The sequence below is a fragment of the Paraburkholderia sp. Ac-20336 genome (assembly GCF_017105025.1).
Classification (GTDB): Bacteria; Pseudomonadota; Gammaproteobacteria; order Burkholderiales; family Burkholderiaceae; genus Paraburkholderia.
On record NZ_JAAGPS010000038.1, the window covers coordinates 1 to 23,968 of the forward strand.

Consider the following 23,968-nt stretch of genomic DNA (forward strand, 5'->3'; position numbering starts at 1 on the left):
CACCGCCGCCGCGAGCAGCAGGTGCAGGGCGGGCGCCATGCCGCGCGCGAGCAGCGCCCCGCCGACGGCCGCGCCGAACATCCCGCCGAGACTGAACATGCCGTGCAGCGACGACATGATCGGCTTGCCGAGCGCTTTTTCGACGGCGCTCGCCTCGGCGTTCATCGCGACGTCGAGCGTGGCCATGCCGGCGCCGAAGATCGCCAGCACGGCCAGCAGGAGCCCGTACGACGGCACGACCAGAATCAGCGCCGCGCAGGCGGCCATCGCGAGGCCGCCCGCAAGGCAGGCGCGGCGCGTGCCGACGCGCGCGATCCACGATCCGTTGGTCACCATCGCGCCGATCGAGCCGCCTGCGACGGCCAGCAGCGCGAACGACAGCATGGCCGCATTCAGATGGAAGCGGTCGCGCACGGTCGGCACGTGCACGCCCCACGACGCGTACATCATGCCGGCGATAAAAAACAGCGCCATCGTGGCGACGCGGGCCCGTTGCCGCGCGGTGACGGGCAGGTCGCGATGGGCAGCGGGCAGGACGGCGAATTCGGAGGCGGGTTGGTCGGGCACGAAGGTCTCGAAACGGGGGGCGCGTATGAAGGCGCATTGAAAGCGGACTTGAGATTTTATCGAAGCATGCTGTCCTATGCTTGGAAGGCCGGAGCCGGGCACGTACGATGGCGCGAGCTCCGTGTGGCAGGGCGGCAGAGTGCGTCGCCAGGTTTTTTATGGGCGATGTGCCGGCCGTTTGCCCGTGTCATGCCGTTTGCCGCAATGTCGTGGCAGGCGTGCCGTCCATGCGGGTTGCCACGGCGTTCCGCGAGCTTGCTGCCGTCTTCGTGCGCCGCTCCGCCTGTCGCCCATTCATCGAGGTACGTCGACTTGAACATTCCCGCTCATGCTCCGCTGCACCTGTTGCACACGGCCGCCGTCGGCACGCTCGCCACGCATGCGCGCGGGCCCGGGGGCTTTCCGTATCCGTCGGTGTTGCCGTTCGCGCCGGACGCGCGGCATCGTCCGACTATTCTCATTAGCCGGCTCGCCGAGCACACGCATAACCTGCTCGCGGACCCGCGCGCCGGCTTTCTGGCGGTGGACGCACCCGACGGCGACGTCCTCGGCGGCCAGCGCGCCACGCTGCTCGGCACCTTCGAGCCGGCCCCGGAGTTCGTGCGGCGCTACCTGCGATATCACCCGGAAGCGGAGCGCTATCTGATGCTCGGCGATTTCTCGTTCTGGACGATGCAGATCGAACGCCTGCGGTATATCGGCGGATTTGGCGCGATGGGCTGGCTCGACGGGGCGGAACTCGATGCGCTGCCGCCGCTCGGCGCCGATGAGGAGAACGCGCTGCTCGACGAATTCGGCCGCCGGTTGAGCGGCACGGAAGGCGTGGAATTTCTAGGCATCGACCGCTATGGCGTCGATCTGAAACAGGCGGGTATGCGTCGCCGCTGCACATTCGACGGCGCGCGATTGGACGCTGAAACATTGCATGCGGCGCTCGAAGTTTGCATCGAGCGATATGCGCATTAAGCATTATTGTTTTTGGGAAAACCCCGGACATCGGCCACTGCTTTTGTCTTCGGCTCTATCTCAATAGAAGCGCTTATTACGATGAAAGTTCTCATGGCGTGAAATGTTGATGCGAATTCGCGATCTCAAAATAGCATTTGCTGCTAGTTAATCGCATAAATATGCGCTTCGCCGAGAATTTTTCAGCAACATGCGAAATCAGCTAATTGAAAGCTAATCGTGCGGATACCGCTACGGTGCCGAAATTTTTTGAAACGAATTTAAAATATTTGCGGCGAGTGCTTTTGCAGTTTTTCTATTTTGTGTTAATCTCGCCAAAATTCCGAGGTCTGAAACCTCAAAGAACGAGCCGACATAAGATCGGCGGTCATTTATCCATACGACAAGGGAACCTATGTCTTCCTACAAGGAACTCCTCGCACAGCGCGAGAAGCTCGAAAAGCAGATCGAAGAAGCGAAGTCACGCGAATACGCTGAAGTCTTGAATGAGATCAAGCAGAAAATGGTCGATTACGGTATTTCGCTGAGCGAACTCGGCGGTGGCCGTGCGGCGAAAAGCGTCAAGGCCGCCCGTCCCCGCGCGGGCGTTGCGCCGAAATACCGCGACCCGGAAAGCGGCAACACGTGGTCGGGCCGCGGCAAGCCGCCGCGTTGGATCGCAGGTCTCGATCGAGAAAAATTCCTCATCGAGAAATAATGCGATGGGCCGGAAAGTAAATCCTTCCGGTCCATAAGTAATAGGAATATCGGTAATGAGCAGCGCTTATTGCGCGTTGCCATAATCTCGGAAAGCCGCGCACCAATTCAGGGCGCGGCTTTCTGCTATTCAGACCTGCTGCTTTTTGTCGCAGGTGTCGCAGATAACTGGAACACGAATGCTTTTCGTTTAGATAAGCGGCTGATTCAAAAGGACTTTTTTCGCTATTCCCGACGTGCTTCGATGGTTGGCGGGTACAATAAAGAGATTGAACCTCTCCTTTTTCAAGATGCCGTCCGCTGACATCGCCCAATCGACTGAGAAACAGCGCGTTGCGCGTAAAAGTACTTTTGCGAGTATTGCCGTCAATACGGTATTGATGGCGCTGCAAGTCGCGATCGGAACGCTGGCGCACTCGCAGGCGCTCGTTGCCGACGGCGTCCATTCCCTTGCTGATCTGATTTCCGATTTTGTCGTGCTGATTGCCAATCGGCATAGCGGCGCAAAGCCCGATGCGGATCACAATTACGGACATAGCCGTTATGAAACGGTGGCTTCATTATTTTTAGGCGCGCTGCTTATCTCGGTCGGCGTCGGCATGTTATGGCGTGCCGGTACGCGCCTGGCCAATCTTGAAAACATTCCCGCCGTGCAGGTGAGCGCACTCGCGGTCGCGGTGCTCGTGCTCGTTTCGAAAGAGGCGCTGTTTCGCTACATGCTGCGCGAGGCGAATCGCGTGCGCTCGGCGATGCTGATCGCGAACGCGTGGCATGCGCGTTCGGATGCGGCGTCGTCGCTGGTGGTGGGGATCGGCGTGGTCGGCAGTCTCGCCGGCGTGCGGCTGCTCGATCCGATTGCGGCGGCGATCGTCGGCTTCATGGTGGCGCGCATGGGCTGGACCTTCGGTTGGGACGCGCTGCAAGACCTGTCCGATCGCGCGCTCGACGAAACCGCCACCGCCGACATGCGCGCGTTGCTGCTCTCGACGCCCGGTGTGCGCGACGTCCACGAAATGCGCACGCGCAAGATGGGCGACTTTGCGCTCGTCGATGCGCACATTCTGGTCGATCCGCTGATTTCGGTATCGGAAGGGCATTACATCGCGGAGTCGGCGCGCTTGTGCGTGCTCAGCGACAACCGCGTGCTCGACGCGCTGATCCACGTCGATCCGGAAAACGATGCCGTTGCGCATCCGCCTGTCGGTTTGCCGCCGCGCGAGCGCGTGGCCGCCGAGGTCAATGCGGCGCTCGCGGCCGGCGGCTTGCAGGCCGCGACGATCAACCTTCACTACCTGAGCACGGGGCTCGATGTCGAGGTGATCTTGCCGGCGGCGTCCGGCAGTGTGGGTGGTGCTAGTGCGGCGGTTGCGTCCGGTGCGCTGGAGCGCGATGCGCACGCGCTCGATCGGGTCGATCTCGACGCGCTCAAGCGCCGTCTGGGCGCGCGCAAGCTGGATGTGCTGCTGCAGCGGGACGTGGCGGTGGCGCCGGATGATGCGCGGGCGCAGAAGCCGGGCAGTGCAGCGGTCGATCAGGCCAAAGCCTCGGAACCTCACCACGCCGACTGATTTCGGTTCCTGCCGAGCCCCGAGCCCCGAGCCCTTCGCGGCGTTTCCGCCGCATTAGCCTCTCACAACGGCAACTGCGTATCGAATTTGATCTCGCGCAGCACAACGCTCGTGCGCACCTGCGCGACGGCGGGAATCTTGAAAATGCGCTCGTGCAGAAAGCTGTCGTACGCCTTGATGTCGGGCGCGACGATCTTGAGGATGTAGTCGGATTCGCCGGTCGTGCTGTAGCACTCGGTCACTTCGGGGCAAGTCGCGATTTCGCGCTCGAACTGCTCGACGCCGCCCTCGGTGTGACGGGTCAGATGAATATGCGCGAGCGCGCAGACGTGCAGGCCGAGCTTCTCGCGATCGAGCAGCGCCGTATAGCGCTGGATTACGCCCGACTGCTCCATGTCCTTGATCCGCCGCCAGCAGGGCGTGCTCGACAGGCCGACCTGGTCGGAGATTTCCTGCACGGAACGGCGTGCGTCGAGCTGGAGCAGGCGCAGGATCTTTTGTGAGAACGTATCGAGTGTCAACTGCGCCTCCGTTAGCGTCGCCGTATCAACGCATGGTAGAGGGCGCGAAAACGAAACGCAATGTAAAACGGTTCCCGCGAGGCAGATTACCTAATTTGCCGGTTGCACGGCGGCATTTTGCCCTGAGTCGTCCCCGTCATTCCTCGTGCCCGCAGTCAGTGCCAGCTGGCTCGCGCGCAATTCCCTGAGCATATTGCAGAACAGCGCACCCTGTTCGATCGCGTCGTCGAGCGCGACGTGCGTATGCGGATGATCGTCGAACCAGTGTTTCGGAAAGCGCGGTTTGATGTTCTTGCGGTACGGCAGGCCGGTCATCGCGAACGCGAGCGTCTTGATGTCGAGCGCGGACCACGAAAACGGGCAGCGGCCGACGAAGCGCATCATGTACCAGAACATGTAGGTGAAGTCGAAGCCGGCCGGCATCGCGACGAACACCGGGTTGCCCGGCAGCGCCTCGACCCAGTCGACGTAGGCGGCGAGCGCCGCGGCGGGCGTTTGCAGGTCCCGGCGACAGGCGGCCCACGCGTCCGGCTGCGTTTTCCACCATGCTTCCTGCACCGGATGCGGCGCCGCGCCTTCCAGCAATTCGAGATTCGCCGAGAAGGTGCCGATCAATTGCTTGTCTTCGGTGTACGCGGCGGACGCGAAGCTCAGCATCGAATGCGGACCGGGGATCGGGCCGTCCGCCTCGACGTCGGTGCTGACGTAGATTTCCCGGCTCATGGGTTCACCTCGGCGCTGACCCCATCGGCAACATAGGGATTGGTGCGGCGTTCGGCGCCGAACGTCGAGGTCGGACCGTGGCCCGGCACGAACGTGACGTCGTCGCCGAGCGGCCAGAGCCGTTCGCGGATCGAGCGGATCAGGTCCGCATGGTTGCCGCGCGGAAAATCCGTGCGGCCGATCGAGCCGGCGAACAGCACGTCGCCGACGAGCGCGAGCCGGTGCGCCCGGCTGAAGAACACCACATGACCCGGCGTGTGCCCCGGGCAGTGGTAGACCTCGAGGGTTTCGTCGCCGAACGCCACGGTCTCGCCGTTGTGCAGCCAGCGGTCGGGCTCGAACGCGCCGGCGGCCGGAAAACCGAAACGCGTGCTCTGGGCGGGCAACTGGTCGAGCCAGAAGCGCTCGTCGGGATGCGGGCCCTCGATCGGCACGCGGTAATGCGTGGCGAGCGTCTTCGCGCCCGCGCAGTGATCGATGTGTCCGTGCGTCAGGAAAACTTTTTCGACCGTCGCGTTCTGACGCGCGATCTCCCCCCGGATGATTTCCAGATCGCCGCCCGGATCGACGACGGCCGCCCTCCCGGTGGCTTCGCAAACGAGCAGCGAGCAGTTCTGCTGGAACGGCGTGACGGGGATCAGGGTGACTTTCATGGCTGGACGGGCTCGGCGGCGCGCGGGAAAACGTTGATTGTACCGGTCTCCCGGCTCTCGCCGGTGCCGCCGGAAAGCGCCGCCAGCAAGGGCTCGGGGCGTGCTTTCGTCTACCCATTCCTGCATTAAATGTGACGATTAATCAATGATTTGCGTGACTTTTGGCCCGCTCGCCGGGTTTTCGGTATAATGCCGCCCATGCACAGAAGTTTGTGCTGCCACAAGGCGATGCGTTCCTGGCGAAAAAGGGTACGCCGCTCGCCGTTCAAGTAAGGGCTGTCGGTTTGTCGACGGCCATCCAGTATCGATGCGTTCGATGCACACGTCTTGCCCAGCCAGGCGCCGCGCGCCTGCTACGGACCTAACTTCCGTGACGCTGGGTGGGGCCTACGCCGCCGTTCCTGCGCGCTGAGTTGCGCGCGCAAGAACGTGTTTGCCACGTTCAGTTGGCGGCATGTGGGGTCTGGTCAGGCTGCCGGGGACAGGTTGCGCCAGACGTGAAAATTAACCGTGCGGTAGCGGCTCAGTGAGCCGCATCCGGGCTTTGACGTACTGCGCCGATTCGCGCGGCGCGTCGTCGTCCCTACCGCCGGAGTCGCAGGCAACACACGCCTCGCTTATCGCGTGATGCGACTCGACATTGTGTTTGCACGTCTTATGAAAACTCGGTTATCCCGTGGTCTGGGGACTCTTTTTGCCTTTTTTGTACTGGCCGGCTGTGCCACGCCTCCGGGCGCGGGCGACACGTCCGCAAGCGACACGCCGATCAGTACCCAAACCGCACGCTTGACCACGCTCGGACCACAATCGTTCGGCAGCGCGCCGGCTTCGAGCCCAAGCGCGGCCAGCACGCCGCTCGCCGACGCCAAGCCGCTGGGCGACGATGGCGTCGACGCTTCCAGCTTTCGTCAGACCGGACGCGCGTCGTGGTATGGCCGCTTCTTCCACGGCCGCCGCACCGCCAACGGCGAACGTTACGACATGCATGCGCTGACGGCCGCGCATCGCACGCTGCCGCTCGGCTCCTACGTGCGCGTGACCAATCCGGCCAATTCGCGCTCCGTCGTCGTGCGGATCAACGACCGCGGTCCGTATGCGCGTGGCCGGGTGATCGATCTGTCGATGGCGGCCGCTTCCGCGCTCGACATGCGCCACAGCGGTACGGCCCGCGTGCAGATCGTCGGGCTCACGCAGCAGGAAGCGCGCGCCGAGATGAACGAGACGCTGGCGTCGGACTCGGATTCGGACGCGAGCAAGTAATACGCGGGTGAATGCAGGTGAGCGCGGCGCGTGCCGCCGCACGATGGGGCGGTTGTCGAGGTTGCTTTAAGGAGCCGGCACACCCGCCTCAAGAAGGGCTATAGAAAAACGCAGGGCCGCACCATGAACCGCGCTCTCGCAAACGCTTGGATCGACGATGTCCAACTTTGCGGGGTGTAGCTCAGGGTGCGGCCTTGTTCTTTTATCAGGCTCCTCGAACTTCTCTGGGCATCAGGCCTCGGGTTTCTCTTCCTTCAGCGCCAGCGCCCGCGTGTACAGCGCGTTGCGCGACGCGCCCGTGAGCGCGGCCGCGACCTTGGCCGCGCTGCTCACCGTCAACTCTTCCAGCAGGATGCCGAGCAGGGCGTCGTGATCGTGCTCGCCCGCCGCTTCCGGCGCCGCGCCTTCGACCACCAGCACGAATTCGCCGCGCTGCCGGTTCGGATCGGCGGCGAGCCACGTTGGCCCTTCGGCCAGGGTGCCACGGTGCAGCGCTTCATGTAACTTCGTCAATTCGCGTGCGATCAGCAGCCCGCGCGCGCCGCCGAACGCATCGGCGAGTGCCTGCACGGTTTCGACGATCCGGTGCGGCGCTTCGTAGAACACCATCGCATGAGGATGCTTCGCGAGGGATTGCAGCGCCGCGGCGCGCGCTTTCGGCTTCGGCGGCAGGAAGCCGAGGAACGAGAACGTCGCGACCCAGTCGCCGGCCGCGCTTAGCGCAGTCGCGAGCGCGCTGGCGCCGGGCAGCGGGACGACCGCGAAGCCGGCTTCGCGCACGGCGTCGACGAGTTTCGCGCCCGGGTCCGAGATGCCGGGCGTGCCTGCGTCGGACACGTAGGCCACACGCTCGCCCGCTTGCAGATGCTCGATCACGCGCTGCGCCGCCGCGCGCTCGTTGTGCTGATGCACGGCGACGAGCGGCTTCGAGATGCCGTAGCGCGCGAGCAGTTGACCGGTGTTGCGCGTGTCCTCGGCGGCGATGCGGTCCGCGAGTCCGAGCACGTGCAGCGCGCGCAGCGTGATGTCGGCGACGTTGCCGATCGGCGTGGCCACCACATACAGCGCGGCGGCAGGGTATTGCTGCCCTTGCGCAAGTTCGGAGAGAGGAGTCATGAGACAGAAGACGCAAACAGACGGAACGAGGCCGCCATTGTGCCATGTGGGGGCGCGTGGGCCCGGTGGAGCGGGGCGGGTGTGCGCGGCGGCGAAGACGCAGGATGCGGTGCACGGCGAGGCGCGAGACCGGCTGTGGACAGTTGCGCCGCGAATCGCTGCGACCACTGCGACCACTGCGACCACGGCGACCACGGCGACCACGGCGACCACGGCAACCACGGCAACCACGGCAACCACGGCAACCACGGCAACCACGGCAACCACGGCAACCACGGCAACCGCCGCAATCAGCACGACCACAAACGCCCCGCGAATCGCCGCGGAGTCCTCGAAGCCCAAAAGCGCGGCCGCCACCCCGCACAACTTTTCCGCACCTCGCGGGTCCAAAACGGTCGGCGCGGCTTTCGAAGCGCGTGCGCAAGAGTTTCTGCAGCGTCAGCGCCTGCGGTTCGTCGCGCGCAACGTCGCGTGCCGGGGCGGCGAGATCGATCTCGTGATGAGCGATCGCGACGGCACGCTCGTGTTCGTCGAAGTTCGCGCGAGAGCGCAGCGTCATTACGGCGGCGCGGCAGCCAGCATCGGCTGGCACAAGAGGCAGCGCATCGTGCGCGCGGCGCGGCATTATCTCGCGACGAGCGCCGCGAAGGCCGCGAGAAGCCACGGTTCGCGCGAGCAGCCCGCGTGCCGTTTCGACGTGATCGCGTTCGACGGCGGCCGGCTCGTCTGGTTGCGCGATGCGTTTCGCGCCGACGACGTCTGACGGCTCGCGCGGGCAACACGCGTGAGTGCGATAAACTTGCGCTCGCGGTTGCGCGCACGAGGCGCCGTCCGCGAGACGGGCAGCCGGAGCAACCTAGGGTGCGATGTGGGAAGCAGCGTGTTTCATGATGTTTTCCGCGCCCGCGCGGTATGTCGCCGGACGCACACCCGTGGCGCACTGCCGGCATCGCGTCGGCACGCGAGCGGCGCGCAGCCCGGCAATACGACTTCACAACACGGCCGCATCGTGCGGTCCATTCGCGGTAGAAGATAGAGACTCGATGTCAGTCGAACGCATTCAACAACACTTCCGCGACAGCGCGGCAGTCAAACTCGAAGCCCTCGAAACCCTGTCGATGCCGATCGCCGCGGCGATCGACACGATGTTCGCCGCGCTGGCCAACGGCAATCGCATCCTCGCGTGCGGCAACGGCGGTTCGGCCGCCGACGCGCAGCATTTCGCGGCCGAGCTGATCGGCCGCTTCGAGCGCGAACGGCCGGGTCTGCCGGCTGTCGCGCTCAGCACCGATACCTCGGTGCTCACCGCCATCGCCAACGACTACTCGTTCGAGCAGATTTATTCGAAGCAGGTCCGGGCGCTCGGCCAGCCCGGCGACGTGCTGCTCGCGATCAGCACGTCCGGCAATTCGGCGAACGTGCTCGCCGCGATCGAAGCCGCGCATGAGCGCGAGATGATCGTCGTCACGCTGACCGGCAAGGGCGGCGGACGCGTGCAGGACGTGTTGAGCGACACCGACATCCACGTGTGCGTGCCGTCAGAGCGCACCGCGCGTATCCAGGAAGTACACCTGTTGACCATCCATTGCCTGTGCGACGGCATCGATGCCATGTTGCTCGGCGAAGACTGAGACCGATTCCGAAGGAGAGCTAGTTGATGAGCGCATTCCGCGTCAAGAAGACACTGGTGAGAACCGTGCTGGTGGTTGGGTTCGCGGCGGGTTTGTCCGCGACGCTGCAAGGCTGTTTTCTCGCCGTCGGGGCTGCCGCGGGCGGCGGCGCGCTGATGGCGACCGACCGCCGCACGCTCGGCGCGCAGACCGAGGATCGCGAGTTGCAGGTGAAGGCGCTGGCGCAGATCAGCCAGAATCTGCCGGACAGCGCGCATGTGAACGTCGCGGTGTTCAACCGCCGCGTGCTGCTGACCGGCGAGGTCGCGGGCGATGCGTCGAAGCAGCGCGCCGAGGACATCGTGCGTGGTCTGAACAACGTCAATACGATCGTCAACGAACTGGCGATCATGCCGGCGAGTTCGTTCTCGTCGCGCACCAACGACACCTACCTCGAGACGCGCGTGAAGACCGCGTTGATCGCCGAGAAGAACATTTCGGCGAACAATTTCAAGGTGGTGGCCGAGCGCGGCAACGTGTATCTGATGGGCCTCGTCACGATGGACGAGGGCAATCGCGGTGCGGACGTCGCGAGCCGCGTGCCGGGCGTCGTGCAGGTCGTGAAGGTGTTCCAGTACATCCAGCCGCAGGAAGCCGCGGCGGCGGCCACCGCCGCGGCGACGCCGGCGGTCGCGTCGCAGCCCGACGCGAGCGAACCGACGGTCGGCGCGATTCCCGATTCGTCGGTGAGCGCACGGCCACTCGACCAGCAGGCGCCGGCGCCGGTGAGCAACTCGACGTCGGTGCATCCGGGTAATCCGAAGGCGACGCCGTGATGCGCGCGATGGCTCGCGCCCGCATCGCGCTGATGCTGGGCGCGGCGGCAACGCTGGCGAGCGTGTCGGCCCCGGCCGTGTATGCGGCTGACGCGCCGAGCGGCCAGCTGGTCGCCAATGCGAATGCGTGCATGGGTTGCCACGCGGTGGATCGCAAGCTCGTCGGCCCGTCGTTCCAGCAGATCGCCGCGAAATACAAGGGCGATGAGCAAGCGCCGGCCAAACTCGCGCGCAAGGTGAAGGACGGCGGTTCCGGCGTGTGGGGCATGATTCCGATGCCGGCGCATCAATCGATGAGCGATGCGGACATCCGCGCGGTGGTCGACTGGGTGCTGGCGGGCGCGCCGTCCAGATGAGGTTTTCCCGAGCGGTGAGGCTTGGCAAAAGGGAAAATGGCTGTGCTAGAATTGTTTGAATGTTGGGGGGGTAGCTCAGCTGGGAGAGCGTCGCGTTCGCAATGCGAAGGTCGGGAGTTCGATCCTCCTCCTCTCCACCACTCGATATTCCAGGCAGTTCCGTATGAGACTGGAAGGATATTTTTGCGCTAGACGCAGCGATATGCTTCCGTTCACAAAAAGCAAGTTTATGCTTCAACAACAAAGCCGACTTCAAGTCGGCTTTGTTGTTTCTGGTGCGGCCAACATGGGAGCGCGCTGCGGGCCGAAGTCGCACGGCGGTTATTCGTGAAGCGCAACTGCATGTTTGCGCGAGCGAAGCATATTAGTATGTAGCTCGACAGGCTTGGGCCGCGAGCGATTAAGATCGCCGAGCCAATTCAGAGTGCACCCGAGCTTTAGGATGGGGGTAATGCGGAAGTGGCGAAGTCTAGAATGACTTACAGGCCCAAGCCTTTGAAGGCCCTTTTCGTGCGAGGGGAGAAATCAATGCCGTTCTTGATGCGCGTGACTTCGGCTTGGGTGAAATTGGTCGGGTGAGGCTTAAAAACCCCGTTGGTTACAAGCGAAACAATATCTGCGACCGAGTAAATCCGCAGGTCGCCGTAATAAACGTAGCTGTCTTTTTGAATAAACGGGTGCGCACCTGCTTGAAAGCAACAGGTGTTGTCGTACGGCGCATTGTGCGGAACGGTACTGAAGTTTGCCAATCCGACCTGCGGCAGTTGACCATAGCCGGGCAACTGCTTGGGATCGTTCAGAACAACAAACAGATGCAGGTGAGGCCCCGAGGGAACGTGAAGGGCCGCTCCCTCAAGGGGCGTCCAAGCCATCGTTATTTTCTTTGTGTGATTAGTGGGATTGCAGCGCCGCTCTCATGTCTGCGCGAGTCTTCATTTGCTCGACAAGCTCCGCTGCTTGCTCGGCATTATATCCCACTGCCGTAAGTAGTTCTTCTGGCTTCATGGGGATCATCGATCCTTTCGGATCTTTCCATTCAGGGCAGTGAGTATGCGTGTATTCGACCAACTGCCACTGATCAAGGCCGCCGAATTCCTGCCAAACGGCTCTCAAAACTTCCAAGTCACCATCGCTCAGTTCCAGCAAGTCACGATCGGGGTCTGTGACGCGAACGCCTTTGCGGAGCGAGATGAAGTGCGCTGCGCGATCCGCGACCCAAGTGTCCCAGCCGTTTTCAGACGACGTGACCTCGCCGTTCATATGGCTGTACGTCAGCGAAAGAACGGGACCGTTGTCCATGGACACCAGGCGATCGCCAATGAGGGGCTCGCCGAACCGTGCGAATGATGTGCGCTCTGCCAAATATAGGAGCTTCATCAGCTTCAAGATGGTCAGAGGAGACCTTGCACGAAATAAGAAATAAGCCGCAGCCTCCGCAGCTTTCTTCTCGTCAAACAAGTTTTTCAGCATTTTTTACACGCCTCCGGCAAGTTCTGCGTACGGCGGTACTTCTCCACTTAAAAATATAGTGCATCCCTCGACGGGTATGTTCGGGAGGCAACTCTTCCGAAACTGGATGCTCAAGTGTTCGATTTCAAGCAATAAGTGTGCTAGCGAACAATGATCATTCGGAACCATTGTTCGCCCGGTTCGGCGGGCGATTGTAGGATGTATCACCGGCCAAGTCAAGATACCATATCACTATAGGTTTAGGTATTCGCATTAACGGCCTTGTTGCGTCGAATCTTTAGGGCTGCCGCGTACGAAGTGTACTTTCGTGCTCGGGATGTGTGACCTAACACGCGCCATGCTCTCAATCTGATGGCGGACCAGTTGTTATATCGATTCACTTCTGAAATGGATTCGTTCAGTGTCCCCGATCAAGTACGTGCTTCTTGTCGCGACGGCCTGCATTTGCAACCGAGAGTTCGGTCAGACGTTAGACGTGACCAATGTTGCGACGTTGAGGGCTTGTTCAGGCGCCCATGGGCGTAAGTTTGGACGGAGCGATAGTTGACGGACACCGCGTGAGACGGGCTCAGCGTATATTGGTCTGCCATTTCATGATGACGGTGCCGAGATTCACTCAACCTTGAACCGATTCGCTTAAGTCTGACCGTTGCATCGCAAGCATCGCTCCGGTGACGTTGCCTGTAATCGGGTGGCCCCGCTGCGTAGTCTGTCTGGTCCGGGAGTCTGCATATGTCCCCTGCACGCATATAAACCGCCCGGACTGAATATCGCCCAGGTTACACCGAGCGTAATGCATTGGTATTACAATAATAGGGCTAAGCTACCGAGAGGAGTACCCGTCATGGCTGCGAGTGCATTGGTACAGACGCGCATCGATCCCGTGCTGAAAGAGCGCGCGGCGGCGGTGCTCGATAACATGGGGCTGACCGTCTCGGATGCGGTTCGTATTCTGCTGACACGCGTCGCGAACGAAGGTGCGCTGCCATTCGCCTTTGCGGCCGACCCTGCTGCACATGACGCCTGGTTCCGCGCGAAGGTGCAGGAAGCATTGGCCGATCTTGGGCCGGCAATTCCTCACGATGAGGTGGAAGCCAACTTCGCCAAACGTCGCGCGGCGGCCCTTCGTAAGGCCGACAAGGGCAACGCGTGAGGCTTGAGTGGTCCGCTGGAGGACCGAGACGGGATCTTCGACTACATCGAAGAAGACAGCACGCGTGCTGCCGTTGATGTAGACGATCGGACTCGTTCGCAGGTCCGGCAGCGGCTCCAGTTACCCGAGCCTGGTCGCCGTGGTCGAATTGAAGGCACACGCGAATTGGTCATTGGCAGCACGCCGTATATCGCAGCGTACCGTATTGCAGGTGACACAGTCTGAATACCCGCGCGTGCTGCACGGCGCACCGCAATGGCCTGATGAGATGTTGGACTGACCTCCGGTCGCAATAGATTTTATGGAGACAGAATCAACCGGGCTGCAACCAGTCAGTTGCTGAAAATCGCGACCGGCCATTGGACCCTCATTCGCTATCCAAAATACGAAGCGGGCCCGAAATCCAAAAAATGACGAAAACCTGCGGATGATGAAGCTCGAACAACTGAAGCCCAATGCCGCCATACGCGGCATCGTCCCTGATGCGCTGGTGACGGTCGTCAATGTCCAGTGGTTCGGCTCTGAGGCGCTGGAGCTTACCTACAAAACGCTATCCGGCAAGGTTGCCAACGAGTTGCTCTATCGACACGATGAATCGCGCTTGGAATTGGTGGAACAAGGTAGGCCGTGGAGCTTTGACGGTGATGGCGCGCTCTTCCGACTGGTGTCTGAAGCCCAGCGCATCCGGCTTGCACATTTGTTTGACCCGGTGCTGGCGGTGCACACGTCCGTTGTCGACCCGCTCCCGCATCAGATCACAGCTGTGTATGAGTCCATGCTCCCACGTCAGCCGTTACGCTTCCTGTTGGCGGACGATCCTGGGGCGGGCAAGACCATCATGGCCGGACTGCTCATCAAGGAACTGATTGCCCGTGGCGATCTGCAACGCTGCCTAATCGTCTGCCCCGGCAGTCTCGCCGAACAGTGGCAGGACGAACTCTATCGGCGCTTTCACCTGCCGTTCGAAATCCTGACCAACGACAAGCTCGAAGCAGCGCGTACAGGCAACTGGTTCCTCGAAACGAGCCTGGTCATCGCGCGTCTGGACAAACTGTCGCGCAACGAAGAGGTACAAGCGAAGCTCGAGGCACCAGATTGCCGCTGGGACCTGGTGGTCTGCGACGAAGCGCATAAGATGTCTGCCACTGTCTTCGGCGGTGAAACCAAATACACGAAGCGCTACAGGCTCGGTCAACTGCTCTCGACCCTGACCCGACACTTTCTTTTGATGTCGGCGACACCGCATAATGGCAAGGAAGAGGACTTCCAGCTTTTCATGGCATTGCTGGACGGCGATCGATTCGAGGGGCGCTTCCGAGACGGCGTGCATACCGCTGACGTGTCCGACCTCATGCGCCGGATGGTCAAGGAAAGTCTGCTCAAGTTCGATGGCACGCCGCTGTTCCCTCCGCGGATTGCCTACACTGTGCCGTACAGGCTGTCGCTTGCAGAAACCCACCTCTACAAAATCGTCACAGATTACGTACGTGAGGAATTCAATCGCGTCGAAGCCTTGGAAAACGACAAGCGCGCCGGCACCGTCGGTTTCGCGCTGACTATCCTGCAGCGGAGGCTTGCCTCTTCACCCGAGGCAATTTATCAATCGCTGCGTCGTAGGCGTGAGCGTCTGGAGAGCCGGCTGCGAGAATTGGAAGTCCTTCATCGCGGAGGACAGGTGGTGCCTGTCCTGGCCTCATCATTGCGAGCCTTCAATAATGAGGACGTTGAGGACCTGGAAGAAGCACCCGACACAGAAGTCGAAGCCGCGGAGGAGGAAATCCTCGATCAGGCTACTGCGGCACGCTCCATTGCCGAGTTGCGTATAGAAATCGAAACCCTGAAGGGACTGGAAGGCCATGCCATGGCAGTCCGCCGTAGCGGCACTGATACCAAATGGCGTGAACTTGCCGGTCTGCTTGGGGAAATTTTTGCTGCGGGGACTATTGGCCCGCATATCGCCGAATGTGGCGCAGACGAAATTCCGCCGCCCACGCCGTCTCCGCACCAAAAGCTCGTCATCTTCACCGAGCATCGCGACACGCTCAACTACCTGGAACAGCGTATTACGACGTTGCTTGGCCGTAAGGAGTCGGTCGTCGTCATCCATGGCGGCGTCGGCCGTGAGGAGCGCTTGAAGGTGCAGGAAACCTTCAAATACGACCCGCAGGTGCAAGTCCTGTTGGCCACCGATGCAGCAGGCGAAGGTATCAACCTTCAGCGCGCGCATTTGATGGTCAATTACGATCTGCCATGGAACCCAAACAGGCTCGAACAACGCTTCGGCCGAATCCATCGTATCGGCCAGACCGAAGTGTGTCATCTGTGGAATCTGGTAGCAGACGGCACACGTGAAGGCGACGTCTATCTCAGGCTTCTGGAAAAGCTTGAACAGGCGCGTCAGGCGCTGGGTGGCCAGGTGTTTGATGTGCTAGGCAAGCTTCAGTTCGAGGGTAGATCGTTGCGCGATCTGCTGATCGAGGCCATCCGTCACGGGGAAAAGCCCGAGGTGAAGGCTTACCTCACAACCGTGCTCAATGCCGCGCTCGATCGCAAACATCTCCAGGAGCTTCTCGACGACGGCGCACTGGCTCGCGACGCCATGGACGTGAGCCAAGTACAGCGTATCCGCGAAGACATGGAACGCGCCGACGCACGGCGTCTGCAACCGCACTACATCGAATCGTTCTTCCATGAGGCCTTCAAGCGACTCGGCGGTACCGCCAAACAGCGCGAAACGAGACGCTATGAAATCACCCACGTTCCCGCGCCTGTGCGTAACCGAGATCGCCTCATCGGCATTGGCGAACCTGTGCTGCCGCGTTATGAACGCATCGCCTTTGAAAAGTCCCTCGTGGCGCCTCAGGGCCAGCCGCTTGCGGCCTTTGTTTGCCCTGGTCACCCACTGCTTGATGCCGTCATCGATCTCACTTTGGAGCGCAATAGCGATCTCCTGAAACGTGGCACCGTGCTGGTAGATGAACGTGACCACGGCACCTCGCCGCGGGTAGTTTTCTACCTAGAGCACGTCATTCAAGATGCCGGCCGTGCCCGTTCTGGCGAACGGCGTGTTGTCTCCAAGCGCATGCTTTATGTCGAGCAGGATGCTCAAGGCACTACGCGGCACGTGCACTACGCGCCATATCTTGATTACCGCCCCTTGACGGCGAGCGAACCGGTTATCGAGTCCATCCTCGACCGGCCAGAATGCCAATGGATAAGTCGCGATCTCGAGCAAAAGGCCCAGGTTTATGCGATCGCCAACGTTGTGCCGGAACATCTGGCTGAGGTGCGTGGGCACAAGCTTGAACTCATCGCCAAGACTGTGGCAGCCGTTAAAGAACGACTCACCAAGGAAATCAGTTACTGGGACCATCGCGCCGAAGAGCTCAAGCTGCAGGAGCAGGCTGGAAAACCAAATGCCAAACTCAATTCCGGCGAAGCGCGCAAGCGCGCCGACCTCCTGCAGGGGAGGCTGCAAAAGCGTCTGGAAGAACTGAAGCTCGAGGCACAGCTCTCGCCTCTACCGCCCGTGGTACTGGGCGGATTACTGGTGGTACCGATTGGGTTGATCGAAGCAATGACTGAACCGGCAATCGTTGCGTCCAGCATGCCAAAAGCGCCGGTGGATACCCAGATCAGTGCCGCTCGTGCGCGCGCCATCGTCATGGAGATCGAACGTACTCTCGGCTTCGAACCTACAGACCGGGAATTTGAAAAGCTCGGCTATGACATCGAAAGCCGCATTCCCGGCACCGGCAAGCTGCGATTCATCGAAGTTAAGGGGCGCGAGTCCGGCGCCCCGACCATCACGGTCACGCGCAACGAGATCCTTTACTCGCTCAACAAACCGGAAGATTTCATTCTCGCCATCGTCGAATTTACCGCCGAAGACACGCATCAAGTTCACTACTTGCGTCAGCCATTCCTGCGCGAGCCAGACTTCGGCGTGACCAGCGTGAACTACGATTTTTCAGAACTAATAGCCAGATCGAATGCCCCATCATGACCTATAAGAAGAAACTCATCGAAGTCGCGTTGCCACTGGAGGCTATTAATGTCGCCAGCGCCCGCGAAAAATCGATCCGGCACGGCCATCCGTCCACACTGCACCTGTGGTGGGCGCGAAGGCCTTTGGCGGCTGCGCGTGCGGTGATTTTTGCTCAGATGGTGGACGATCCATCGGCGCATCCGGACATCTTCAAAACTGAAAAAGCGCAAGAGCTGGAGCGACAGCGGTTGTTCCGGGTCATTGAGGAACTGGTGAAGTGGGATAACACTATCAATGAGACGGTGTTACAGCAGGCGCGTGATGAAATATGGCAAAGCTGGCGATACACGTGCGCCGAGAACGCCGACCATCCGCGCGCGAAGGAACTATTCGACCGCCACAAGCTGCCTGCTTTTCACGATCCTTTCGCGGGCGGCGGTGCGCTGCCGCTCGAGGCGCAGCGCCTCGGGCTGGAGAGCTATGCGTCCGACCTCAATCCTGTCGCCGTGCTAATTAACAAGGCGATGATCGAGATTCCGCCTAAGTTTGCCGGCAGGTCGCCAGTTAATCCCGATGCGCAGAAGCAAAGAGCGCAAATGGACCAGAGTTGGACGGGAGCGCATGGGCTGGCCGAGGATGTACGGTACTACGGCCAATGGATGCGCGAGGAAGCCGAGAAGCGCATCGGTCGCCTCTATCCCAAAGTCGAGGTCACGGCGGCAATGGCGCTGGAACGGCCCGACCTAAAGAAATATGTTGGCCAGACACTGACCGTCATCGCTTGGCTGTGGGCGCGCACCGTGAAAAGCCCAAACCCAGCTTTTGCCAGCGTGGATGTGCCGCTCGCCTCAAGTTTCATGCTATCGACCAAGGCCAGCAAGGAAGCCTATGTCGAACCTGTGATCGAGAACGGGGGCTACCGCTTTACGGTTAAGGCAGGCAAGCCGAAGGACGAGGAAGCGGCGAAGAACGGCACCAAGCTGGCCCGCGGTGCAAACTTCAAGTGCCTAATGTCGGGAACGCCAATAGCATCAAGCCATATCTATAGCGAGGCCAACGCCGGACGCATGGGCGCGCGGTTGATGGCCATTGTTGCCGAGGGGGAGCGCGGGCGAGTCTATCTTGCTCCGACACCGGCGATGGAAGCAATTGCCCTGACCGCCGAGCCAACATGGACCCCAGAGGTCGCAATGCCCGAGAACCCGCGCTGGTTCTCGCCGCCTCTCTACGGACTGAAGACCTACGGTGACCTCTTCACCCCTCGCCAGCTGGTGGCACTAACGACGTTCTCCGACCTGGTGCAGGAAGCGCGCGCGCGGGTAATGAGTGACGCGATCGAAGCCGGCGTATCCGACGATGGCAAAACCTTGGAGCAAGGCGGGGTTGGTGCCACGGCGTATGCAGAGTCGGTCGGAGTCTATTTGTCTTTTTCGATCGATAAGGCTGCCGACTACTGGTCAACGGTTTGTACGTGGCACTCAAGCAAAGAGTTGATACGCAACACGTTTGGGCGTCAAGCGATTCCGATGACTTGGGACTATGTAGAAACGAACATATTTTCTGAGTCGTCGGGGAACGTATCTAGCGGCATCGAATGGGCAACGAAGGCACTGTGCATGTTCCCTGCAGGAGTTCAAGGATTCTCCGTGCAAGGCGACGCGCAGACACAGGATGTGTCGTCGGACTGTGTCGTCTCGACCGATCCACCTTACTACGACAATATCGGCTACGCCGACCTATCTGACTTCTTCTACGTCTGGCTACGTCGGTCAGTGCGATCCATTTTTCCCGATCTCTTTGCCACGCTCGCTGTTCCCAAGACGGAAGAGTTAGTGGCCACGCCCTATCGCCATGGGAGCAAGCAAAAAGCAGAGGCGTTTTTCCTCGACGGCATGACGCAAGCGATGCACCGGCTTGCTGAGCAGGCACACCCTGCCTTTCCAGTCACTATCTACTACGCTTTCAAGCAGGCCGAAAGCGATGGCGATGACGGCACCACGAATACAGGCTGGGATACCTTCCTGGCAGCCGTGATCGAGGCCGGGTTCGCTATCAGTGGCACTTGGCCGATGCGGACCGAGATGGGCAACCGCATGATCGGTTCCGGCACCAACGCGCTCGCTTCCAGCATTGTCCTCGTCTGCCGTCAGCGTTCGAAGCATGCTCCGACTGCCACCCGCCGCGAGTTCGTCGCCGCACTCAAGGCCGAGCTGCCGCAGGCGCTGGCACACCTGCAAGCCGGCAATATCGCGCCTGTTGACCTTGCCCAAGCGTCCATTGGCCCAGGCATGGGGGTCTACACCCGCTACGCCAAGGTGCTCGATGCCGAAGGCAAACCGCTCTCGGTGCGCGCCGCGCTGGCCCTGATCAACCAGACACTCGACGAAGCGTTGACCGAGCAGGAAGGGGACTTTGACGCAGACAGCCGATGGGCATTGACCTGGTTCGAGCAGAGCGGCTTTGCGGAGGGGGAGTACGGAGTTGCCGAGCAACTCTCTAAGTCCAAGAACACCGCTGTAACCGGCTTGGTTGATGGGGGCATTATCGTATCGAAGTCTGGAAAAGTGCGCCTGCTCAAGCCCGCCGAACTTCCCGATAACTGGGACCCTTCAACTGATACGCGTCTCTCCGTTTGGGAGATGGTGCATCATTTGATTCGCGTTCTCGAAGCCGGTGGGGAAAGTGCGGCGGCCGCGCTGGTAATCAAGCTCGGCAGCCAAGCCGAAATCGCGCGCGAACTTTGTTACCGTCTTTATACGTTGTGCGAACGAAAGAAGCGTGCAAATGAAGCCATGGCGTACAACGGTTTGGTTCAAAGTTGGCCGGAGATCACGCGTCTTGCCAGCGAAAGACCCCCTGCTGTCGTGGCGCCGGGTACCGACGATATGTTTGATCAGGAATAAGCAACCATGGCCACTACCAATCACGAACGCGTCGGCAAGGCACTGGAGCTCCTAAAGGCAGGCCTAGGGCCGTTTGTCGAGCGTGAATTCAAAGCAAAATACGGGAACAACTGGGCGTTCGAAGTTAAGGACGTGTTGTCGGATACCCGCCTCGGTGCGAGCAAAAATGAATCGCTCAATGACGTCGCTGTCTTGCTGGTGATCATGGATCGCAAATGGGGCGATGTTTTTCGCCAGATTCTCGGTAAGACAGAGCGTAGTTTGGTGAACGAGATTCAGGCTGTACGCAACAGTTGGGCGCATCAAGAACCCTTCTCCAGCGATGATGCCTACCGCGCCCTCGATTCGGCAGGACGTTTGCTCTCTTCCATTTCTGCCGGTGAGGCGGATGAGGTTGAGAAGATGAAGATGGAACTGTTGCGGGTGCGCTTTGACGAGCAAGCACGCAGTGACAAGCGCAAGTCAGCAGGTATCGCCATCGAAAGCGGCGTGACGGCCACCCTAAAACCTTGGCGTGAAGTCGTGATGCCGCACGAAGATGTAGCCAGCGGCCGGTACCAGCAGGCCGAATTCGCCGCCGATCTCTGGCAAGTACATCTGGGCGAAGGCACGCCCGAATATCGCGATCCGATGGAATTCTTCCGCCGCACGTACCTGACGGAAAGTCTAAAGGAGATGTTGACAGGCGCGGTTCGACGTCTCACGGCGGGCGGTGGCGACCCTGTGGTCCAGTTGCAGACAAACTTTGGCGGCGGCAAGACACACTCGATGCTGGCGCTTTACCACTTGTTTTCCGGGATCGCGCCGGCCGAACTAGCCGGCATCGATACGGTAATGGCAGCTGCCGGAGTCAGCAAGATTCCTTCGGCGCGCCGGGTGGTGCTGGTGGGCAACAAAATCTCTCCGGGAAATCCGACCACTAAACCTGACGGTACTGTGGTGCGAACACTGTGGGGCGAACTGGCCTGGCAACTGGGTGGAAAAAAAGCGTTCTCCCGTATCAAAGCTGATGATGAAAATGCCACAAGTCCCGGTGACGTGCTGCGCGAACTGTTCAACGAGTATGGTCCTTGCCTGATTCTGGTCGACGAGTGGGTAGCCTATGCACGCCAGCTCCATGACCAAAGTGACCTGCCGGCCGGCGGCTTTGAGACGCAATTCACCTTTGCCCAGATACTGACCGAATCAGCCAAGCTGGCCAGGAACTGCCTGCTGGTGATCAGCCTGCCGGCCTCAGACACGTCCGGTTCTCCGCACACCCAAGCGGATGACGTTGAGGTGGGCGGGACGCGCGGACGTGAGGCATTGGACAGGTTGCGCAACGTGGTGGGACGCGTCGAATCTTCATGGCGGCCGGCCACTGCTGAAGAAGGCTTCGAGATCGTCCGTCGGCGGTTGTTTCAGCCACTGTCTGACCCTGCGCAATTCCGGGACCGTGACGTGGTGGCTCGAGCTTTCGCTGAGTTCTATACCACCCAGCAAGCCGAGTTTCCGCCGGAATGCAGGGAGTCCGAATACGAGCAGCGTATCAAGATGGCGTATCCGATTCACCCGGAAATTTTCGATCGCCTCTACACCGACTGGTCCACGTTGGTGAAGTTCCAGCGTACGCGTGGCGTGCTGCGCCTGATGGCGGCGGTGATTCACAGCCTGTGGGAAAAAGGCGACCGCAATCCGCTCATACTGCCGGGTAACGTGGCGTTAGATGACCCGCGCGTGCAGTCCGAATTGACGCGTTATCTTTCGGACAACTGGGTGCCGGTGATCGAGAAAGATGTCGATGGCCCGAGTTCCCTGCCGTTGCGACTAGACAGCGAGGTGCCCAATCTGGGTAAGCTTTCGGCTTGTCGTCGTGTGGCGCGCGCCATCTATATGGGATCGGCACCGACCACTGCGGCCGCCCACAAAGGTATCGAGGATCGACGAGTGAAGCTAGGCTGCGTTATGCCGGGGGAATCCCCCGCAGTTTTTGGCGATGCCTTGCGCCGCATGGCCGGTGCGGCAACCTATCTCTATCAGGACGGGCCACATTATTGGTACTCAACCCAGCCAACGGTCACGAAGCTTGCAGAGGATCGTGCCGAGCAGTTTAAGCGAGACCCGGACAAGGTGGCGCACGAGCTGGAGCAGCGCCTGCGCAAGGACCTGATGCGGACGGGTGACTTTAACCGCATCCACCCCATGCCGCAATCGGCAGCGGATGTGCCGGATGACCTGGATGCGCGTCTGGTGGTGTTTGGCGTAAGTCACGCGTACAGCAAAGAGGCGGACAGCGCTGCCGAGATTGCCGCCAAGGCGATTCTGGAATCGCGCGGGAGCACGCCTCGCCTGTTCCGGAATACCCTGGTCTTTCTGGCGGCGGACAAGACGCGCTTGCAAGACTTGGACGAGGCGGCACGCAAGTATTTGGCGTGGACGTCGATACTGGCCGAGAAGGAACAGCTCAACCTGTCTCCGTATCAGGTGACCCAAGCGGAGACCCAGAAGACTGCAGCCGACAGCGCGGTAACGGCGAGACTTCCTGAGACATACCAGTGGCTGCTGGTTCCAATGCAAACCACACCGCAGGGCGCCGTTACCTGGGAGGCGTTGCGGCTGTCGGGGCAGGATGCGCTGGCCGTGCGTGCCAGCAAAAAGCTGCGCACGGATGAGCTTTATCTGACCAGCTTTGCTCCGACCCGCTTGCGCATGGAGCTTGATCGCATTCCCCTTTGGCGTGGCGATCATGTGCCCGTGAAACAGTTGGTCGAGGACTTTGCGCGCTATCTCTACTTGCCCCGGCTCAGCAATTCCACAGTGCTGCTGGATGCGATCCGAGACGGAGTGAGTCTGTTGACCTGGGCACAGGAAGGCTTCGGCTATGCCGACAGCTTCGATGCAGGAGCAAGTCGTTACAGAGGTTTGCGCGGCGGACAAATGGTGACGCTTGCCGATGCTCACGCACCCGAACTGGTAGTAAAGCCGGATGTCGCGAGCAGACAGCTCGACGCCGAACGCGTTGTGCCGGAACCGATTGTTGAACCCGGACAGTCATCAAGGGATGACGATGACAAAGGACCAGGACCCACACCGCCAAATGGGAATCCGCCGGCACCCGGAAGAGCCAAACGCTTCCACGGTACCGCTGTCCTCGATACGACCCGCGTCGGCCGTGACGCTAGCCGAATTGCGGATGAGGTCATTTCGCACCTCGCCGGCTTGGTAGGCGCGACGGTGACGGTAACAATCGAGGTGGATGCCGAGATACCGGACGGAGCTCCAGATCAGGTAGTTCGTACGGTGACGGAGAACAGCAGGACACTGAAGTTTGTTGCGGGAAGTGGGTTCGAAAAGGAGTAGCGTGTCGGAGCACTCACGTGCGCGAAGGTTCTGGGTTCCAGTCGGATCCGTGGGACAAATGTGAGTATCAGGGTGCTACCGGAAGGTTCAGAGTTGCTTGCATTGGTCGGCCGTGCAACCGCTTTACACGGGCGCGGTCGGTCCAAAGTAACGCGAACGCCGACAGCAGGTCAGGGGTCTCTGGCAGAAGTCCAAGGCCGGCATCGCGAAGTTCAAGGTTGAATCAACAAAATCGCGAGTAGT

The 23,968-nt window shown here is 60.8% G+C and carries 20 protein-coding genes and 1 tRNA gene; 14 read left to right on the forward strand and 7 right to left on the reverse strand.

The window, feature by feature from the left end; translation table 11 throughout:
* A partial coding sequence (locus tag GXB81_RS13860; RefSeq protein ID WP_205989428.1) for an MFS transporter occupies positions 1-567 on the reverse strand: 567 nt, incomplete at its 3' end.
* 312 nt (positions 568-879) lie between these two features.
* Here GXB81_RS13860 and GXB81_RS13865 point away from each other — a divergent pair.
* The 3 genes from GXB81_RS13865 (at position 880) to GXB81_RS13875 (ending at position 3,797) form a co-directional block, all read left to right on the forward strand.
* Positions 880-1,533 carry a pyridoxamine 5'-phosphate oxidase family protein gene (locus tag GXB81_RS13865; RefSeq protein WP_167042244.1) on the forward strand — a complete coding sequence of 218 codons (654 nt, stop codon included), beginning with the start codon at positions 880-882 and terminating at the stop codon, positions 1,531-1,533.
* 394 nt (positions 1,534-1,927) lie between these two features.
* The gene (locus tag GXB81_RS13870; RefSeq protein WP_167042246.1) at positions 1,928-2,230 is read left to right on the forward strand and encodes an H-NS histone family protein; all 303 of its coding nucleotides are present in this window, start codon (positions 1,928-1,930) and stop codon (positions 2,228-2,230) included.
* A gap of 289 nt (positions 2,231-2,519) precedes the next feature.
* Entirely contained in the window at positions 2,520-3,797 is a 1,278-nt protein-coding gene (locus GXB81_RS13875) for a cation diffusion facilitator family transporter (RefSeq protein WP_205989455.1), read from the forward strand.
* Between the two features lie 62 nt (positions 3,798-3,859).
* Here the strand turns inward: GXB81_RS13875 and GXB81_RS13880 are convergent, their stop codons facing one another.
* The 3 genes from GXB81_RS13880 to GXB81_RS13890 form a co-directional block, all read right to left on the reverse strand.
* The gene (locus GXB81_RS13880) at positions 3,860-4,318 is read right to left on the reverse strand and encodes an Lrp/AsnC family transcriptional regulator (protein ID WP_012431468.1); all 459 of its coding nucleotides are present in this window, start codon (positions 4,316-4,318) and stop codon (positions 3,860-3,862) included.
* Positions 4,319-4,408: 90 nt separating this feature from the next.
* Positions 4,409-5,041 carry an exonuclease gene (locus tag GXB81_RS13885; RefSeq protein WP_205989429.1) on the reverse strand — a complete coding sequence of 211 codons (633 nt, stop codon included), beginning with the start codon at positions 5,039-5,041 and terminating at the stop codon, positions 4,409-4,411.
* The gene (locus tag GXB81_RS13890; protein ID WP_167042251.1) at positions 5,038-5,694 is read right to left on the reverse strand and encodes an MBL fold metallo-hydrolase; all 657 of its coding nucleotides are present in this window, start codon (positions 5,692-5,694) and stop codon (positions 5,038-5,040) included. Before GXB81_RS13890 ends, GXB81_RS13885 begins: the two co-directional genes overlap by 4 nt.
* A gap of 627 nt (positions 5,695-6,321) precedes the next feature.
* Between GXB81_RS13890 and GXB81_RS13895 the strand changes: the two genes are divergently transcribed.
* Positions 6,322-6,954, forward strand: coding sequence for a septal ring lytic transglycosylase RlpA family protein (locus GXB81_RS13895; protein WP_167042253.1), 633 nt, complete (start codon positions 6,322-6,324; stop codon positions 6,952-6,954).
* A gap of 231 nt (positions 6,955-7,185) precedes the next feature.
* Here the strand turns inward: GXB81_RS13895 and rsmI are convergent, their stop codons facing one another.
* A complete protein-coding gene (gene rsmI, locus GXB81_RS13900; protein WP_205989430.1) occupies positions 7,186-8,070 on the reverse strand; it encodes a 16S rRNA (cytidine(1402)-2'-O)-methyltransferase in 885 nt (294 codons plus the stop codon).
* Positions 8,071-8,386: 316 nt separating this feature from the next.
* On the opposite strand from rsmI, the gene GXB81_RS13905 reads away from it, so the two are divergent.
* The 5 genes from GXB81_RS13905 to GXB81_RS13925 all read left to right on the forward strand — a co-directional run bounded on the left by GXB81_RS13905 (position 8,387) and on the right by GXB81_RS13925 (position 11,012).
* Positions 8,387-8,833, forward strand: coding sequence for a YraN family protein (locus GXB81_RS13905; RefSeq protein ID WP_346777795.1), 447 nt, complete (start codon positions 8,387-8,389; stop codon positions 8,831-8,833).
* Positions 8,834-9,113: 280 nt separating this feature from the next.
* Complete coding sequence (locus GXB81_RS13910; protein ID WP_167042257.1) at positions 9,114-9,701, forward strand: phosphoheptose isomerase; 588 nt, start codon at positions 9,114-9,116, stop codon at positions 9,699-9,701.
* Positions 9,702-9,727: 26 nt separating this feature from the next.
* Positions 9,728-10,516, forward strand: coding sequence for a BON domain-containing protein (locus GXB81_RS13915; RefSeq protein ID WP_167042259.1), 789 nt, complete (start codon positions 9,728-9,730; stop codon positions 10,514-10,516).
* The gene (locus tag GXB81_RS13920) at positions 10,516-10,872 is read left to right on the forward strand and encodes a c-type cytochrome (protein ID WP_167042262.1); all 357 of its coding nucleotides are present in this window, start codon (positions 10,516-10,518) and stop codon (positions 10,870-10,872) included. The genes GXB81_RS13915 and GXB81_RS13920 overlap by 1 nt, the downstream gene beginning before the upstream one ends.
* A 64-nt stretch (positions 10,873-10,936) precedes the next feature.
* Positions 10,937-11,012 (forward strand) — tRNA-Ala (locus GXB81_RS13925).
* 339 nt (positions 11,013-11,351) lie between these two features.
* On the opposite strand, the gene GXB81_RS13930 is transcribed toward GXB81_RS13925, so the two are convergent.
* Positions 11,352-11,744, reverse strand: coding sequence for a hypothetical protein (locus tag GXB81_RS13930; RefSeq protein WP_205989431.1), 393 nt, complete (start codon positions 11,742-11,744; stop codon positions 11,352-11,354).
* Positions 11,745-11,763: 19 nt separating this feature from the next.
* Complete coding sequence (locus tag GXB81_RS13935) at positions 11,764-12,342, reverse strand: Panacea domain-containing protein (RefSeq protein ID WP_205989432.1); 579 nt, start codon at positions 12,340-12,342, stop codon at positions 11,764-11,766.
* An 844-nt stretch (positions 12,343-13,186) separates the two neighbouring features.
* Here GXB81_RS13935 and GXB81_RS13940 point away from each other — a divergent pair.
* The 5 genes from GXB81_RS13940 (at position 13,187) to GXB81_RS13960 (ending at position 23,725) form a co-directional block, all read left to right on the forward strand.
* On the forward strand, positions 13,187-13,495 hold the full coding sequence (locus GXB81_RS13940) for a type II toxin-antitoxin system RelB/DinJ family antitoxin (protein WP_205989433.1): 309 nt from the start codon (positions 13,187-13,189) through the stop codon (positions 13,493-13,495).
* 3 nt (positions 13,496-13,498) lie between these two features.
* A complete protein-coding gene (locus GXB81_RS13945; RefSeq protein WP_241016359.1) occupies positions 13,499-13,720 on the forward strand; it encodes a type II toxin-antitoxin system RelE/ParE family toxin in 222 nt (73 codons plus the stop codon).
* A gap of 202 nt (positions 13,721-13,922) precedes the next feature.
* Positions 13,923-17,501, forward strand: coding sequence for a helicase-related protein (locus GXB81_RS13950; RefSeq protein ID WP_205989434.1), 3,579 nt, complete (start codon positions 13,923-13,925; stop codon positions 17,499-17,501).
* A complete protein-coding gene (locus GXB81_RS13955) occupies positions 17,498-20,386 on the forward strand; it encodes a DUF1156 domain-containing protein (protein ID WP_205989435.1) in 2,889 nt (962 codons plus the stop codon). The genes GXB81_RS13950 and GXB81_RS13955 overlap by 4 nt, the downstream gene beginning before the upstream one ends.
* Positions 20,387-20,392: 6 nt before the next feature.
* Positions 20,393-23,725: a Swt1 family HEPN domain-containing protein gene (locus GXB81_RS13960; RefSeq protein ID WP_205989436.1), complete on the forward strand. Its 3,333-nt coding sequence runs from the start codon at positions 20,393-20,395 to the stop codon at positions 23,723-23,725.
* The last annotated feature ends 243 nt before the right edge of the window (positions 23,726-23,968 follow it).